Origin of the sequence: Thermococcus sp. P6 (genome assembly GCF_002214525.1) — an archaeon.
Classification (GTDB): domain Archaea; phylum Methanobacteriota_B; class Thermococci; order Thermococcales; family Thermococcaceae; genus Thermococcus.
The window spans coordinates 721,662-737,465 of the sequence record NZ_CP015104.1 but is presented as its reverse complement, the minus strand read 5'-3'; the positions used below and the strand labels follow the sequence as shown (position 1 = coordinate 737,465).

The window sequence follows — 15,804 nt, the reverse complement described above, 5'->3', positions numbered from 1 at the left end:
GTAAAACCGGGTGCGGGATAACTTTTTTATAGTTTCCCCTCCCAGACCCTTTATGGGATGAACGATGATCAAGAGAATGGATAACGTACTTTCTGGAATCCGTCCCGGAGAGAGTGTTCTCGTTGAGCATTCCCCGGTAGCGTCCCCCGAGATTCTGCTGTACGTTCTCATGGAAGAGTACCTGAAGGCCGGTAATTACATCATCATCGATGACATTGCAGATACCTTCCGGGAGTACGTAACCCGTCTCGAGCTCATGGGACTGAACACCGGACACCTGATGGAGATCCCCGTGATAAAGATAGGCGGGAGGCACAATTTCGGCAACGTCGTGGGCAGGGTCGATGTGGAGAAGTACTCCCTCAACTTTGACTACTACCGCGAGGCTTATGAGAAAGTTGCGCCGGAGACGGTCGTTTTCAATCCGGTTCTTGGCATTCACAGGCTCTTCATGGCCTTTGGAAGAAACGAATCGATAAGGCTCATCCGGACCATCTCCAATTTCGTTGGGGATAAAAGCCGCCTTGCCTTCTACTTCATAAACGGGGAGGTTGTGGAGAGGAGAAGCCCGGATCTCCTGCCCCTGCTGGAGGAAATCTTCACCACCGTGCTCAGGTGGGAGCTGATCGAGGGGGAGTACCGGGTGAAGGTGGTGAAATCGACGAGTCCCGCCACCCTCGGTTCCGTGATCTCCGTGGACTTCAAAGATCTGGTGGCTTTGAAAAGCATGCAAAGGGATTAAATCTCCTTCCGGTAGAGCAGGAAGAGGGTTTTCCCGTCCACGCTTTCCATTAACGGCGTCAGGACTTCCACCCTCTCTCCGATCTTCAGGAGAACCCGCGTGGGCCTCTTTTTCAGCTCCTTCTTCACCCTGATGGCCTCCCATTCAGAGGCCATGGAGCGACTCAGGGGCACGGCTTCCACACCTTCGGGGGTTTCTATCAGTACCTCCCCGTTCACGGGTGGAAGCTCTGTGGCAACCACAACCCGCCTGTAGCTTCCCGTCTCCCTCGAAAGGTAACCGCTCACCGCCCCGAGGAGGAGGATGAGAACCGGCAGCAGGATTCCGGTTGTTGAGAAGTTCAGGACCCTTCCAAGCCACAGTATGCCGAGTGAAAGGGCGAAGGCCAGCAGGAGAACCGGAGCACCGTACGTCAGGATCCCTGTCCCTCTGCCCTTCCATCCAAGTCCACTCAGGATGTTATCCCACCCCTCGGCCCTCTCGATGTAATCGCTCAGTATGCTGAGGACCATTAGGGTGAACACCGACAGGGGGCTGGAGAAATAGGGGTTTCTCATTATGGCCCCCGCAAGGTCCTCGTAGGCCCGGGGGAAGGCTATGGGCAGGAACTGGGACAGGACTATGGAGTAGGGAACGGAGTAGAGTACCGTTGAGACGAAAACCGTCCCGCTGGCGGAACCGGTGGAGATGAAGACCCCAAGGAGGATTATCCCGATGGCAGCTTTCAGGAGGTACCCTCCGGGTTGAAAGACCTCCGAACAGGCAAACGACACGAGGATTATCGCGGGCAGAAGGACGGCCAGTTTTAACGCCCGGAAGTTCATCCTATCTCCCCCAGCAACCTGCTCAGCACCCTACCGGTATCCTCCTGTTCCGGAAGCCAGCGGACGACGTAGGCACCGGCCTTTTCGAGCTCCTCCGCTATGACCCTCTTCTCTATCTCGATCAAAGTGCCCGCCTCCGCCTCGAGGGGCGGAGAAACATCGACGATGACCGGTTTGGAGCTTCCCCTGTGAAGGGACGTTACCTTCAGGATTCCCCTTCTGGTTTCCATGAGGGTTCCCTCGAGCACGTTGGAGACGTACACCACGAGGGGTCTGTACTGAAGGAGGATCCTCTTCAGCCTCTCGATGGAATCGTCGAAGCCCTCTTCAGCCGTTTGAACCCTCTCGAATTCCATCATGGTCCGCACCATCGCGTGAAGCTGCCTCTGTCCCGTTGCGGGGGGCAGGAACTTCCCGGTTCCGAGCAGGTAGAGGCCCACGTGGTAGTCCTTTCTCAGAAAGCGGTGGGCCATCGAAGAGACGAGGTTCATGGCGTGCTCGTAGGGGCTCTCGCTTCCGGCCCCCACCTTCATCCCCTCCCTTGCGTCGACCACGAAGAGAACCGTCTTCTTGCCCTCCCTTTCGAACTCGTTTGTCATAACCCTCCCGATCCGGGCGGTGGCCTTCCAGTTTATGAGCTTCACCGGATCGCCGGTTTGGTATTCCCTTATCTCCCTGAAGTCCGTGGAGAGGGACCCGGTTATCGAGAAGCTCGTTTCGGGGACGCTTATCCTCGCCTTTCTGCTCGTTTGTGCCATTGGAACCGCCCTGATGATACGGGGGATCGCCCTGAGTTCCAGTTCTTCGCCGTAAAGCCCCCAGAGGTACCTTACCCCGAGGGGGTTCCTCGTCGTCACCTCACTCTCCGGCAGCCTGTAGGATCCCCTGCGGAGGGGCCTTATCCTGTAGGAGTACTCAGCCCTCAGCGGTTTGAGCCCCTTGAAGAAAACCCCGACGTTGTTTCCCGAGGTCAGGGCGACGCTCTTCGGGAGGGGATCCCTGATGACGACCAGCCCGATTCCCCTTTCCACCTCAACCTCTACCCGGATCTCCACCTCCTCCCCCAGCCACACTTCGGACTTTGAGAGCCTTCGTCTTACCCCTATTCCACCCGGTGGGTCAATGAGCACCGCGAGGGCGAGGACCGAGAGGGGCACCACCGCGAGTGCTATCATCCCGGGCGAGAGGAAGATCGTTCCGATGAGTACGGCCCAGAGGGCGTAGCCGATAAGACTCTTCCTCATCTACCCTCAGCCCCTTTGGGAACGGACGTTCTCCTCAGGGTCTCCCTGATGATCTCCTCCCCGGTAACCCCTTCGAAGGCGTACTCCGGCCTGACGACAACCCTGTGGGCCAGTGCGTCGATGGCGTAGGCCTTTACATCATCCGGCAGGACGAAATCCCGTCCCTCGAGGAGGGCGTTTGCCTTGGCAACTTTCATAAGCGCTATGCCTCCCCGGGGACTCGGTCCCGCCTCGACCCTCTCATCGGAACGCGCGTTCCTGATCAGTTCGGCTATGTACTCAAGCAGGGCCCTTTCTATGAAGATCCGCCTCTCTACGAGCTCCTGCATTTCCACGAAAGTCTCGCGATCGATCAGAGGCTTTAGGTCGGCCGTTGGGTCGTCCTTTCTCCAAGATAGACGCGCTTCGAGGATCTCAACCTCGTCCCTCAGGGTTTTTGGGTAGCCGAGCCTGAGGCGCACCAGAAAGCGGTCGAGCTGGGCCTCAGGGAGGGGGTAGGTCCCCTCGAGCTCTATCGGGTTCTGGGTGGCTATCACGAAAAAAGGCCTCTCGAGGGGGAAGGTTTCGCCCTCGATGGTCACCTGCCTCTCCTGCATCGCCTCGAGCAAAGCGCTCTGGGTCTTCGGGGGTGCCCTGTTGATCTCGTCCGCGAGGAGAACGTTCGTGAATACCGGGCCTTTTATGAGCTCGAAAGTTCCGAGGTTCTGCCTCCAGACCTTGGTTCCCAGAATGTCCGCCGGAAGAAGATCCGGTGTGAACTGGACCCGCGTGTACTTCAGTCCCAGAACCCTTCCAAGGGCCTTCGCCAGTAGCGTTTTACCCAGTCCGGGGTAGTCCTCGAAAAGAACGTTCCCGTTCACGAGCGCTGCGGCCAGAGTTTTCCTGATGACGGCCTCGTTCCCTATGTAAACGCTTGAAATCCTGTCAACTATCTCACCAAGGGTTTCAAAGGCCTCTTTTAACTCCATCACGACTCCCATCCCATGAGCTTTCTCAGTTCTCCAAAAACCTCCTCAACGATCCCGGCCCTTCTTTCCAGCTCCCTCCTCTCGTAGGCGCGCCTTATCCAGAGGGGCGTTAGTCTTGAGACCTCCCTCGCCCTGTAATCGGCTATCTTTCCGATAAGAGCCTCAAAGCGTCTCCTCTCGTCGAAGAGCCGGGAGCCGTAGTAGGCTATGAAAGCCAGAAGGGGACCCTTCCTGCCCCGCACGACGAAGTCCTCGACAGCTTTCCTCGTCTCGCGCATTTCCGGACCGAGCTTTCTCATGGTTTCCGCCTCGTGCCTTTTCCACTGGGAGAGCAAGTAGCCCTCGGGATCCTTCTCGCCCACGTAGGAATGCACCATGCTTCCGGCAACGATGACCCCGAGCAGGAGGGCCAGCCATTCGCCGTAGAACACCATACTTGGATGGCTCTCGATCAGGCTTTCCCTCACGGTTGCATAGAGGCCGAGGATCCCGCCGAGGATGCCCATCCCGAGCAGGTTCCTCTCGATCGGTTCGGCCCAGGGATGCCCTTCACCGAGCTCTGCAGCAGCGTAGCCGAGGAACAGGAAAACGCCCGCGTAACTGAAGACGCTTCCAGCCGGCCCGAGGGGAGGAAGCCTTGAGATGCCGTAGAAGGCTATGACGAGCCCCGTTCCCCGGATGAGCCGGGAATGATCCCTGAGTCTTGGCGCCAGAGCGGCCGTTCCGGCTCCGAGAGCGATCAGCGCCACTGAAAAGCTCCACTCCCAGGGCAGGAGGATAGCTGAAAAGCTAACCCCGAGGGTCCTGACGATGAAAGCCGCGTTCCTTCCCCTTGCCCTCTCCGCAACGTCGCCCCCCACCAGAAAGAGAACGAGAACCCCCGCAGGGACCATCAGAACCCTTAGGGGACCTATCACCCCGGAGAGGACGTAGAGGAGGATTAGAAGCCCCGTGTAAAGGGCCGTTCTTCCCCAGTTGAACTCAGACACCACAGCCACCTCCCACAACCTCAAGAACGGAACGGTAGAAGCGTATGAATTCCTCCCTTCCAACGGATCCTCCGCTGTAGCGGGCCCTCTCGAATACGTCCGTCAGGGCATCTATCGGTTCCCACGGATACATCATGTCCGTAAGGGTTTCGGCTATCTCCCGCGGGGTCATCTCTTCAACCTCCACACCTTCCCCTCTGGCCCACGGAAGGAAGCACCGCTCGTAGTACTCCACCACCGCCTCGTTGTAGCTCTTCACCACCCTTACCCGGGCTTTCTCCACCATGCCGTTGCACCTCGCCTCCACCTCATGCTCTCCGGGGGGAAGGATGAGCCTGAAGTCCCGTTCCTTCCCGAAGGGCCTTCCGTTCACGTAAAGTTCGGGCTCGCCATCGCATTCTATGCTTATATCCAGCGCTTCCCCCTCCCGGAAGAGGGGTATTCCGTTGTTGAATATTATCTTCAGCATTCTCTCCTTTGTCCGCTCCTCCCCTTCCTCCTTTCTCCTGAGCCTGAGGATTAAAATGCCCATCAGAACCATCAGGCCGATGTAGGGCCACGGGATACTCCGCTTTTTGCCTATTAAGACGTGGAAGCTCTCCCTCGCTGGCAGGTAGTGGCCGGAACCTTCAAAGGTTACGGTGACCGTGGCGTTGACTTCCCTCTCCCCCACGGGGACTTCGATAACCGCTATACCCGATCCGTTGGTCGTGGCGTGAAACGCGAGATCCCCCAGGCTCACGTTGAGTGGCAGACCCCCCACAGGATCGCCCTTGAAGTCCACCACCCTGAACTTCACCCTGGCGATTTTCCCGCCCCTTGCCTCCCCCGTCAGGAGCTCTATTCTGACCGGAGAGACCACGGCAATGGTTATCCTCTTCAGGACCCTGCCCCCCTGCCTGAATTCGAGGGACCTCTCACCGACGCTGTTGAAGGGCTCGAGGGTGAGGTTAAACCGCCCGTTGACGATTTTGAGGTCGTAGGTCTTCCCCGGGAACAGGTACGCCTTGAGGGTGGCGTTTTTGATCCCGAGGACCCTCCCGGATATCACCACTGGTTTTCCGGCTTTGACCTTCACCTCCTCCTCAACCTCGAACTTAACGGCCGCCACCCTAACCTTCGCGGTGGCAGGGGAGTAGTCATCGCTTCCACCGTATTCGAGCGTCAGGCTGTGGCCCCCTAGCCAGGGGATGCTGAGCCTTATGGGAAACCTCCCGTCCGTTAGGGTTGTTGAGCTACCCGTAAGGTTCCCGTCGAGGTGGTAGGTTACCCCCGCATCTGGCACGGGGTCCCCGGCACCGTCGATCAGGGCCCCAACGAGGGTAACGTTCCCGGGGTTCACGAGGATGAGCTCCGGCAGGGAGAACCTCGCGAGACCCCTTACCCTGAGCTCCCTAACGGCTTTCGAGGGAAGGTATCCACAGCCGGGGGGAGGGTTGTAACTCACCTCCACCGGGTAGACCCCCGGTTTCAGGTATTCGGGTATTCTGACGGGAACGGAAAAGCTCCCGTTGGAGAGGTTGCCGTAGCCTATCAGAACGTCCCTCCTACCGTCGTTCAGGAACACCGGGACCTTCCCCTTCTCCGGTGGGCTCACGACCCCGCTTACGGTGCCGTTGATTGAGAGGAAATCGCCGGCCGTTGGAGTGGCGGGCAGGGAAAAGTCGATCGCTGTGGGTTCCCTGAGCAGCACTGGAATGCGGATGCTGTATTCTTCGGAACCCGTTACGGCCTTAAAGTCAACGATGTAAAGACCGTTCGGGTAATCCGGTGGGGCGTTCAGTGTAACCTCAAACCCTCCGCTGAAGGCTTCGATCCTCTCGACCAGCGGGGAGGTCGTTTCCAGCCCGAGGTTCCGGGCGGTACCGTTTACGTGGAGTTTCAGGACTGCCCCCTTGCCCCGGGTGAGGTTAACGGCCGGAGGATCGGGGATTACCGTCAGGTTTCCGGGAACGGTGACGAAGCCGAAGGCAGCCTGCGATGCTTCATCTGCCGTCGCAATCGCCGTTACGGGGTAATGTCCGGGTTCCCTTAGCTTGATGGTCAGGTCGTGTATCCCGGATCCGTTGGCAAGGAACACCCCGATGGAAGGGGCTTCCACGGTGAGGCTCGAGTTCGCCCCGGTGACCCTCTCGAACTTTACGGTAACGTTTCCGGAAGAACCCGGAGCAAGGGCCGTTCTGGAGGGAACCACGCTGAGCTCGAAGGGGACGTGGACGTTTGGGTCCCTGTGGAGGGGATCGAATATCAGCCAGCCGGCTTTTTCGAAGTAAACCTCAGCCCAGAAGTGTCTGTTCCTCTCCGTCACCACCTGTTCCTGCGGGACGGCTTCCACGTAGAGCCCTTCCACGAGCCTCGCCGGAAGGCCCTCCAGCCTCGCGAGAACCACGAAGGCAGAGGCGAAGTCGTAAGCGTTCCCCTCCCCCGATTCGAAGAGGAACCACGTTAACCTGTCCGTTCCGTTTGGAGGCTCCGCATTTCCAACCCGGTAGTGGGTCCTCAGGTATTCCGCTATGGCAAGGGCCTTTTCGTAGTCCGATCCGCCTGATTCGATCCTTCCGGCGAGGTTAACGAGCCGGGGATCCTTCGGGGCCTGCAGGTATTCGGTCAGGTTCCCGGCGGTGAGGTTCCTCAGGTAGGGCGAATCGAAGGTGTAGATCACGGAAGAGAAGGAGTAAGAGGTAACGTTGAAGGCCGTTCGGAAGAGGTTGTAGCCGGGAATGGCTTCGACGCCTGTGGCATCAACGCGGGTGGTGTAGAGGGACGTGAAGAGGTTGCCGGTTATCGGCTGGAAGGAGAACACGGTTATCCTGTCCCGCTCCGTGTGGTGGGGAACGTCCACCTCCGGCGGCGCGATGACGTTGCTCGGAATCCTCGTGGCGTTTCTGGTGGTCCAGACCCCGTTCACGTAATCGGTGTAAACGTTGAGCCTTAGGTAGTGGGTGTGGGCGGCGCCGGTTATCAGGAGGCGGCGTGAGACCGGGATCCCGGTGACCGGTCCGGTTTCGTTGCTTCCGTTTCCGGGTGGAAGCCTTGAAAGGAGCAGCCCCTCGAGGCTTCTCGTTTCCGGGGGGACCTCTATCATGGCCGGACCAAGAACCACGGACGTTATCACCAGTGATATGAGGATCAGGGTGAGAAAGGCGATGTACTTCCGTCCTACCATGATGTCAACATCTCTCGACATTTTTATATAAGGGTTTTCGTCGATGTAAATTTCTGTACATTAGCGATGGAAAAAGCCTTAACCCTTCCCGGCCCCTTTTCTCCGGTGGTATCATGGATTTCGAAAGGAAGCCCCTCATCGGGATGGTTCACCTCAAACCTCTGCCCGGTTCCTACCTCTACGACGGGGACTTTGAGGGGGTGGTGGATTCGGCCCTGAGGGACGCGAGGGCCCTTGAGAGGGCGGGCTTCGATGCCGTGATGGTGGAGAACTTCGGTGACGTCCCCTTCCCAAAGTACGCGGATAAGACCACTGTTGCGGCCTTCACGGCCGTTGCAAAGGCCGTAAGGGATGAGATCCATCTTCCCCTCGGGATAAACGTTCTCAGAAACGACGGGATGGCAGCCTATTCCATAGCCTACGCCGTAAGGGCCGACTTCATAAGGGTCAACGTTCTGAGCGGCGTTGCCTTCACGGATCAGGGCGTTGTGGAGGGAATCGCCCACGGGCTGGCCAGACTCAGAAAACTCCTTCCCTCGAGGATCGAGGTCTTCGCCGATGTGCACGTCAAGCACGCCGTTCATCTCTCCGATTTCGAGGATGCCCTGCTGGACACGGTCGAAAGGGGTCTGGCAGATGCCGTCGTGGTCAGCGGAAGGGCCACGGGCAGGCCGGTGGATGTGGAGAAGCTGGCGCTGGCAAAGGAAATCTCGCCGGTTCCCGTCCTTGTGGGTTCCGGAACGACTTACGATAACCTTCCTGACCTCTGGAGGTACGCGGACGGCTTCATCGTCGGGACGTGGATAAAGCGCGGTGGGAGGGTTGAAAGGGAGGTTTCCATCGAGAGGGCGGTCAGGCTCGTTGAACTCGCCGGAAAACTCCGGAAGGGTTCGCCCTGACGAAACCGTTATAGCCATCCTGAAGGGTCCTTCGTTCGTGGGGTGATGCTCATGGGAAGGTACTTCGGAACCAGTGGGATCAGGGAGGTAGTGAACGAAAAACTAACACCCGAACTGGCGCTTAACGTCGGGAAGGCGATAGGCACCTACCTCGGTGGCGGGACGGTGGTCGTTGGAATGGACACCCGCACGAGCGGCGAGATGCTCAGGAATGCCCTGATAAGCGGTCTCCTCTCAACGGGGGTTGATGTGGTGGACATAGGCCTCGCCCCAACCCCCCTCACGGGCTTCGCCATCGGGCTCTACGGTGCCGACGCAGGGGTTACCATAACTGCCTCCCACAACCCGCCGCAGTACAACGGCATAAAGGTCTGGCAGCCGAACGGCATGGCCTACACGCCCGAGATGGAAGCTGAAATCGAGGCAATCCTTGAATCTGGAAACTTCAGAAGGGCCGGCTGGAACGAGATCGGGAGCCTGAGAAGGGCCGACCCAAGGAGGGAGTACGTGGAAAGGGCCCTCGAGATGGTCGAGCTTGAGGGTTCCTACACCGTGGTCGTGGATTCCGGCAACGGTGCCGGGAGCATCGTCTCCCCCTACCTGCAGCGCGAGCTCGGTAACAGGGTCTTAAGCCTGAACTCCCATCCGAGCGGTTTCTTCGTCAGGGAGCTCGAGCCCAACGCGAAAAGTCTGGAGGCCCTTTCCAGAGCCGTTGCCTCGTTGAAGGCCGACGTCGGAATAGCCCACGACGGCGATGCCGACAGGATAGGGGTGGTTGACGACGGCGGCAACTTCGTTGAGTACGAGGTTATCCTCTCCCTCATGGCGGGCTACATGCTACGGAAGTTCGGGAGGGGACAGGTCATAACCACCGTCGATGCTGGCCTCGCCCTCGACGATTACGTCAGGTCATTCGGCGGGGAGGTCGTCAGAACGCGCGTTGGTGACGTCGCCGTTGCCGAGGAGCTGGCCAGATCCGGGGGCATCTTCGGGGGTGAGCCGAGCGGGACGTGGATAATCCCCCAGTGGAACCTTACTCCCGACGGGATCTTCGCCGGGGCCCTCGTACTTGAGATGATCGACAGACTCGGCCCGTTGAGCGAGCTGGTGAAGGAGGTTCCGCGCTACGTTACCCTGAGGGCCAAGATACCCTGTCCCAACGATAAGAAGGCCGGGGCAATGAGGATCATAGAGAGAGAAGTCCCGGGGATCTTCTACTACGACAGGCTTATAGACATAGACGGGATCAGGATCGAGACCGCTGACTGGTGGATCCTCTTCCGTCCGAGCGGGACCGAACCCATAATGCGCATAACCCTCGAGGCCCGGGACGAGAAGACGGCCAGAGCCCTGATGGAGAGGGCTGAAAGGCTCGTCAGGGAGGCCATAGGGAGGGCCTGAGCTCAGCCAAGGGCTCTTTCGATCCACTCCACGCTTTCGTCTACGTTATCCTTGTCGAACTCCACGTACCTCCCCTCCGGAAACCTCGCCATCAGCACCTCGAAGAGTATCCCGGGAAGCTTTGCCTCCCTGAAGTTTCCCCCGGTTATCTCCTTCGAGCGTCCCAGCCTCTCCTCCTTTTTGAGGTAACGGAACTCCCCCATGGCGGAATATGGGTAACGCCCGGGATCGCCCGAGGTGGTGGAGAACACACCGCAGGTGGGGGAACCCTTTACGCCGACGAAAACAACCTTCTCGGGCTTTTCCTCGGTCAGAACGCGCCCTATGAATTCCGCCGTTACTTTAACCCTCTCGCGCATGCCCAGCCTCTCGTAGACTTCCCTGCTGGCCGGGGCCCTTGGCCAGCCGACCAGCTCGTACTCCGGACACGGGTAGGCGAAGACCTGCCAGTCATCGTCGAGCTTCCCGATGAGCCTTCTCATACGCCGGGCCGTCTCGTACTCCTTCTCCTTCGGCCCGCGGTAGACGTAAAAGGGGCTCAAGAGGCATGGGGCTACGATGAGGAGCTTCATTGGCACTACCCCCTACCTTTTATCTTCGCCATTATTGCTTCCACCTTCCGTCTTAGCTCTTCCATACTCCCTTCGTTCACCACAACGTAATCCACAACCCCTTTAAGCTCGCTCGTCCTGTAGAGCCTCTCCTCAGCATCGTCCATGGCCTTAAAGTCCTCGAAGCTCTTTATGGTTCTGTCCTTCCCTGCCCTCCGCAGCATGAGGCGTTCGAACCTCGTCTTTGGATCAGCTTCCACGTAGATGACCACCCCGCCGAGGCGTTTTATGGCCTCCACTTCCTCCCTCGAGCGAACGCCGTCTATAACGATGTTCTCGCAGTGCCTCATCCTGTCTATTGCCAGCCTTATGAGAACGTCCCCCCCGTAGGTTTCCTTCAGGTACCTCCCGAACTCTATCAGGTTCTCCCTCGTTGGTTCCCTCTTTTGAGGCAGCTCCGGGATCCACGAGTAGGCCGAGACGTTGTGCGTCAGCAGGTCCACCAGAGGATCGCTGCATGAGACCCTGCAGAAACCCCTTTCCTCGAAGAGCTTTGCCACCGTGGTCTTTCCGGCCGCGATCTTCCCAACCACACCGACTATCATCTCTTCCACATCCTCCAGATCAGGTTGGCGCCGTCCGTTGATTCCATAAGTCCCTCGTAGGTAAGTTCCGCAACGAACCGGATTAAAGCCTTTTTGTCGTAGATCACCGGCCTCTCGAAGCCGAAGAGGTACTTCAGTTCAAAGAACCCTATGTGGAGCAACCGAAAGGGGTTGAGGAGCGCCTTACCCTCGAACTTAAGCCCGAAGGGAAAGTCGGCCATAACGAGCTCCGCTCCCCTTTCATCCGCGATTCTCAGGAGTTTTTCCACCTCGGGGAAGAAGATCTCCTTGGGTTTTCCTTCCATGGGCTCGTATTTCAACCCCGGGAAGGAGTACCTTAGCCCCACGGCGTCGTGTGGAAGCCCAAGCCTCTCCGCAAAGCCGAGGAGGGCCCTCGCGTTGAAGCTCATGAAGACGAGGGTTCTTAAGTTCCCCCTGATTTCCGGCCACTTCCTCGGTGGAAACCTCTTCTCGGCCTCTATTATCGGAAGAAGGAACTCGAGTTTCGTCCCTCTGACGAGTTTTTCGGCTTCCTCGAGCTTTCTCCTCTTTATCTCGAGGTCGAGGTTTGAGTAAACGGTTACCTGCCCAACCCCGAGCCTTTCGCGGAGCCTGCCTATTACGAAGCTGTTGCCTATTATGACGCTCTTGTCCGTCCTGTCGTGGGCGATTATGAAGAGTTTGTCGCCCTCTTCATCGTAACGAACCTCGTCTATCCTGAAGGGACTATCTGGAAAGCCGTTTTTCCTTCTTATCTCCCTTACGAGGGATTCCACTTCCGTGACCGTGAACATTCTCCTCCCTCCCCCTTTCCGCTCTGCCTTTTTAAGGATTCTTTCGAAGGGAACCATGTTCTAAAATTGGAACAAATATTTATAAATTGTGGAACAAACGCCGGCACGGTGGTGAGGATGAACTCAAGGGAGGTATCGATAATAGGGATGATGCTGGCCCTCTCGCTCATGCTGGAGGTCATCCCCGTGGAGATGCCCATGGTCTGGGGAATGAAGATAGACCTCGTGGCGGTTCCGGTGATAATGGCCTACCTTCTCACGGGCTTTGCCGGTGGCCTCGTGGCGGTGGTTCTGCTCTTCCTCGGACTCTCGCTCGTCTCTCCAGCGAGCTGGATCGGGGGCATGATGAAGTCCACCGCAACCTTCAGTGTTCTCCTGGGCCTTGAAGCGGCAAGAAGGATCACCCGCTTCGACTTCGAGAAGGCCGATGGAAGGAGAACCGCCGTCTTTGCGGTTCTGGCCTTCCTCATAGGCATAGCCATCAGGGTCCCGCTGATGGTTGCCCTCAACTACTACGTGGCCCTCGAGTTCTTTCTCGACATTCCAAGGGAGCGGGTCATCGAGACCGTTGAGGCGTGGACGGGGGTTCCCTTCTGGATTGCCATAGGCCTTCCCAACGTCATCCAGAGCGCTATAGACGTCTTCCTCGGTCTGGGATCCACGATACCCGTGCTGAGGCGCGTTCCCCACCTGCTGGGGTAGGCCTACAGGTTGTTCGTTATCTCCTCCCCTTCCATCGTTCTCTCGCAGTAGTGACAGCGCACCTTCAACGGGTTCCTCGACAGGACGTGGAACCTCGGGACGGTGTACTCGTGGTTGCTGACGCAGTTCGGGTTGGCACAGCGGAGGATGCCGGTTATCTCATCCGGGATCCGGACCTTGAACTTCTCCACCACCCTGTAGTCCTTCACTATGTTGACGGTGGCACTCGGGGCTATTAGGGCTATCCTGTTGACCTCGTCTTCATCCAGAAACCTGTCCTCGACCTTAACGATGTCCTTTCTTCCGAGCTTTCCGCTCTCGACGTTCGAGGCGAGGAGAAGAACACCGTTTGACCTGTTAAGGTGGAGTATGTCGATGACCTTCAGCCCCTTTCCCGCGGGTATGTGGTCTATGACCGTTCCGTCCTTAATGGCCTTAACCTTGAGCTCGCTCATCTGACCACCCCCAGAGTCAGGCCGAGAAGGGCCATTCTAACAGGAACGCCCGAGAAGACCTGCCTGAAGTAGAGGGCGTGCTCCGTGCCATCGACCTCGGGGCTTATCTCGTCCACCCTCGGGAGAGGATGCATAACCCTGAGGCCTTCCTTGGCCTTCCTGAGGAGGGAAAGATCCACCCTGTAGCTTCCCTTGACCTTCAGGTACTCCTCCTCGTCCGGGAAGCGCTCCCTCTGGATTCTGGTCACGTAGAGAACGTCAAGGTCCGGAAGGACCCCCTCCAGATCCGTCGTTTCGTTTACTCTCACCCTTTCCCTGAGTTCCTCCACGATGTGCTCCGGCATCCTGAGAAGCTCGGGCGAGATCAGGTAAAGCTCCACTTCGTAGTGTGCCAGAGCCTCGGCGAGGCTGTGGACCGTTCTTCCGTACTTCAGGTCCCCGAGTAGACCTATCCTCAGGCCGTCTATCCTCCCGAAGGCCCTCTTTATCGTGTAGAGATCGAGGAGGGTCTGGGTGGGATGCTGGTTGCTCCCGTCCCCGGCGTTTATAACGGGGATATCGGCCACCTCAGCGGCAAGCCTTGCGGCCCCTTCCATCGAATGCCTTATCACGATAACGTCGCTGTACTGTTCCACCGTCTTCACCGTGTCCCTGAGGCTCTCCCCCTTTTTGACGCTCGTGCTTGAGGCGGAGGAGAAGCCTATGACCGAACCTCCGAGACGGTGCATTGCACTTTCGAAGCTCAGGCGCGTTCTGGTAGAGGGCTCGAAGAAGAGCGTCGCCAGAATCCGGCCCCTCGCGTAGTCGAGGGAACCCTTCTCTTCAAGCTCCCTTTCGAGCCTTTCGGCAACTTTCAGAACGAACTCGATATCCTCCTTCGAAAAGTCGCGGATGCTTATTACGTCCCTACCTTTCCAGTCCATACAAGCCCTTCCAGTGTAAAAATGGATTGGTTTTTAAACGTTATTTGACATATAGATGTTAACGGTAAGGCTTTAAGCATCGTTTCAAAAATCCAATAACCGGGTTTTGGGTGGTGCTATGAGGACCCCGAGCGTGTACGTGGCGGAGGAACTGATGCCCTTCCTTCGGGCGAAGATAGCGGAGAGGCTCTACCGGGAAGGCATGAGGCAGTCCGGGATAGCCGGTTACATGGGCATAACTCAGGCCATGGTCAGCAAGTACCTCGCCGGAAAGTACAAAACCCCTCCCGAAGAGGTCTCGAGGAAGCTTGAGGAGATAGCGGAGGAGGTCTCCGGTTTCATCCTCTCCGGCGGGAGCAGGGAAGACTCTCTGTTTCTCGTGGCGAGGCGCTTGATGGAGCTCTTCCAGAACGGATTCCTGTGCAGATTTTACTCGGAATACGCAGGTGTAAGGGAAGAGATCTGCCGTTCGCTCTTCTCCCCTGATCCATCCCGTAGCGAGGTTCTCAAAGTCCTTGGCGTGGCCCTCAGGGAGCTCCTCGAGGAGGAGAGGTTTCCCTCCCTCATCCCGGAGGTAAGGAGCAACTTCGCTTATGCGATTCCATCTCCGAGGGACGTCGATGAAATAGCCGCGGTTCCGGGCAGGATAACCACCGTGAAGGGAAAGCCCTTCGCCCTTCCACCGGAGTTCGGGGCGAGCCACTTCACCGCCCGACTGCTCGTGGAGCTTGCCGGAATAAGGCCCGAGGTAAGGAGCGTCCTTAACGTACGCTACGGACGGGACGTGGAGACGGCCCTCGAATCGAGTGGCCTCAGGGTGGCGAGGGTGAAAACCGGGGGATTGAGCGAGGATGAGGCCGTTACAACCATAGTCAGTCCCTTCAGGGAGGGCCTCTACGATGCGGTCATCGACGAAGGAGGCCTTGGCGTGGAGCCCCTCGTTTACCTCTTCGGAAGGAACCCGATGGAGGTCGTGGATAAGCTCAGGAGAATCATGAAGAACCTCTGAGGTCCTCCGTAAACCTTAATATCATCCTTTACTATCGCTTCCGGTGGTGTTATGAGGGTCTTCACGAGGGAACTGAGGTTCCGGACGAAGGGGGAGATCGATCTGATTGACCTGACACAGGATATCGAGGACCTCGTAAGGGAATCCGGAATAGAGAACGGGCAGGTTCTAATCTTCGTTCCCGGGGCCACCGGGGCGGTAATAACGATAGAGCACGAAAGAGGCCTTTTGGAGGACCTGAAAAACACGCTGAGGGAACTCATCCCGAAGGGTAAGGGCTACCTCCACGACAGGATAGACAACAACGCCCACAGCCACCTGAGGGCCACCCTCCTCGGTGCGAGCGAGTGCCTTCCCGTCGTGAACGGAAGGCTCGTGAGGGGGACGTGGCAGCAGATCTTCTTCGTCGAGCTCGACGTTAGACCGAGGAACAGGCGGGTTCTGGTTCAGATCATAGGGGAGTAAAAGGGTAACAACCCGCCCAGGTTCATCGGCTCCGCCTTCGGCGGCACTCCCCGGGCAATGACAGTTC

General features: G+C 58.0%; 16 protein-coding genes. 6 read left to right on the top strand and 10 right to left on the bottom strand.

The genetic code is table 11. The annotated features are described in order from the left end of the window. Nucleotides 1-76: 76 nt before the first annotated feature. Complete coding sequence (locus A3L12_RS03940) at nt 77-742, top strand: DUF257 family protein (RefSeq protein ID WP_232462909.1); 666 nt, start codon at nt 77-79, stop codon at nt 740-742. Here A3L12_RS03940 and A3L12_RS03935 read toward each other — a convergent pair. From A3L12_RS03935 to A3L12_RS03915, 5 genes are read right to left on the bottom strand one after another with little or no spacing between them, the layout of a single operon-like run. Further along, on the bottom strand, nt 739-1,566 hold the full coding sequence (locus A3L12_RS03935; RefSeq protein WP_088882405.1) for a hypothetical protein: 828 nt from the start codon (nt 1,564-1,566) through the stop codon (nt 739-741). The genes A3L12_RS03940 and A3L12_RS03935 overlap by 4 nt on opposite strands. Further along, a complete protein-coding gene (locus A3L12_RS03930; RefSeq protein WP_088882404.1) occupies nt 1,563-2,810 on the bottom strand; it encodes a DUF58 domain-containing protein in 1,248 nt (415 codons plus the stop codon). The genes A3L12_RS03935 and A3L12_RS03930 overlap by 4 nt, the downstream gene beginning before the upstream one ends. Beyond that, complete coding sequence (locus A3L12_RS03925; RefSeq protein WP_088883209.1) at nt 2,807-3,778, bottom strand: MoxR family ATPase; 972 nt, start codon at nt 3,776-3,778, stop codon at nt 2,807-2,809. The genes A3L12_RS03930 and A3L12_RS03925 overlap by 4 nt, the downstream gene beginning before the upstream one ends. After that, nucleotides 3,778-4,767: a hypothetical protein gene (locus A3L12_RS03920; RefSeq protein WP_088883208.1), complete on the bottom strand. Its 990-nt coding sequence runs from the start codon at nt 4,765-4,767 to the stop codon at nt 3,778-3,780. The genes A3L12_RS03925 and A3L12_RS03920 overlap by 1 nt, the downstream gene beginning before the upstream one ends. Beyond that, the gene (locus tag A3L12_RS03915) at nt 4,760-7,933 is read right to left on the bottom strand and encodes a transglutaminase domain-containing protein (protein WP_088882403.1); all 3,174 of its coding nucleotides are present in this window, start codon (nt 7,931-7,933) and stop codon (nt 4,760-4,762) included. The genes A3L12_RS03920 and A3L12_RS03915 overlap by 8 nt, the downstream gene beginning before the upstream one ends. Before the next feature lie 113 nt (nt 7,934-8,046). Here A3L12_RS03915 and A3L12_RS03910 point away from each other — a divergent pair, with 113 nt between their 5' ends. Beyond that, entirely contained in the window at nt 8,047-8,832 is a 786-nt protein-coding gene (locus tag A3L12_RS03910; protein WP_088882402.1) for a BtpA/SgcQ family protein, read from the top strand. Between the two features lie 51 nt (nt 8,833-8,883). After that, on the top strand, nt 8,884-10,233 hold the full coding sequence (gene glmM / locus A3L12_RS03905) for a phosphoglucosamine mutase (protein WP_088882401.1): 1,350 nt from the start codon (nt 8,884-8,886) through the stop codon (nt 10,231-10,233). A gap of 2 nt (nt 10,234-10,235) precedes the next feature. On the opposite strand, the gene A3L12_RS03900 is transcribed toward glmM, so the two are convergent. The 3 genes from A3L12_RS03900 to A3L12_RS03890 are packed head-to-tail and all read right to left on the bottom strand — an operon-like array spanning nt 10,236 to nt 12,183. Beyond that, nucleotides 10,236-10,805, bottom strand: coding sequence for a hypothetical protein (locus tag A3L12_RS03900; protein ID WP_088882400.1), 570 nt, complete (start codon nt 10,803-10,805; stop codon nt 10,236-10,238). A 5-nt stretch (nt 10,806-10,810) separates the two neighbouring features. After that, complete coding sequence (locus A3L12_RS03895; RefSeq protein WP_088882399.1) at nt 10,811-11,389, bottom strand: AAA family ATPase; 579 nt, start codon at nt 11,387-11,389, stop codon at nt 10,811-10,813. Then, nucleotides 11,386-12,183 carry a hypothetical protein gene (locus A3L12_RS03890; protein ID WP_088882398.1) on the bottom strand — a complete coding sequence of 266 codons (798 nt, stop codon included), beginning with the start codon at nt 12,181-12,183 and terminating at the stop codon, nt 11,386-11,388. Before A3L12_RS03890 ends, A3L12_RS03895 begins: the two co-directional genes overlap by 4 nt. 117 nt (nt 12,184-12,300) lie before the next feature. Here A3L12_RS03890 and A3L12_RS03885 point away from each other — a divergent pair, with 117 nt between their 5' ends. Then, on the top strand, nt 12,301-12,885 hold the full coding sequence (locus A3L12_RS03885) for a hypothetical protein (protein WP_088882397.1): 585 nt from the start codon (nt 12,301-12,303) through the stop codon (nt 12,883-12,885). Nucleotides 12,886-12,887: 2 nt separating this feature from the next. Here the strand turns inward: A3L12_RS03885 and pyrI are convergent, their stop codons facing one another. Together pyrI and pyrB are read right to left on the bottom strand one after the other, a co-directional pair. Next, nucleotides 12,888-13,340: an aspartate carbamoyltransferase regulatory subunit gene (gene pyrI, locus A3L12_RS03880; protein WP_088882396.1), complete on the bottom strand. Its 453-nt coding sequence runs from the start codon at nt 13,338-13,340 to the stop codon at nt 12,888-12,890. After that, nucleotides 13,337-14,263 carry an aspartate carbamoyltransferase gene (gene pyrB, locus A3L12_RS03875; RefSeq protein WP_088882395.1) on the bottom strand — a complete coding sequence of 309 codons (927 nt, stop codon included), beginning with the start codon at nt 14,261-14,263 and terminating at the stop codon, nt 13,337-13,339. Before pyrB ends, pyrI begins: the two co-directional genes overlap by 4 nt. Nucleotides 14,264-14,381: 118 nt before the next feature. Between pyrB and A3L12_RS03870 the strand changes: the two genes are divergently transcribed. Continuing rightward, the gene (locus A3L12_RS03870) at nt 14,382-15,272 is read left to right on the top strand and encodes a thiamine-phosphate synthase family protein (protein WP_088882394.1); all 891 of its coding nucleotides are present in this window, start codon (nt 14,382-14,384) and stop codon (nt 15,270-15,272) included. A gap of 51 nt (nt 15,273-15,323) precedes the next feature. Further along, nucleotides 15,324-15,737 (top strand): secondary thiamine-phosphate synthase enzyme YjbQ, encoded by a 414-nt coding sequence (locus A3L12_RS03865; protein WP_088882393.1) that lies wholly within the window; start codon nt 15,324-15,326, stop codon nt 15,735-15,737. Nucleotides 15,738-15,804 lie beyond the last annotated feature (67 nt).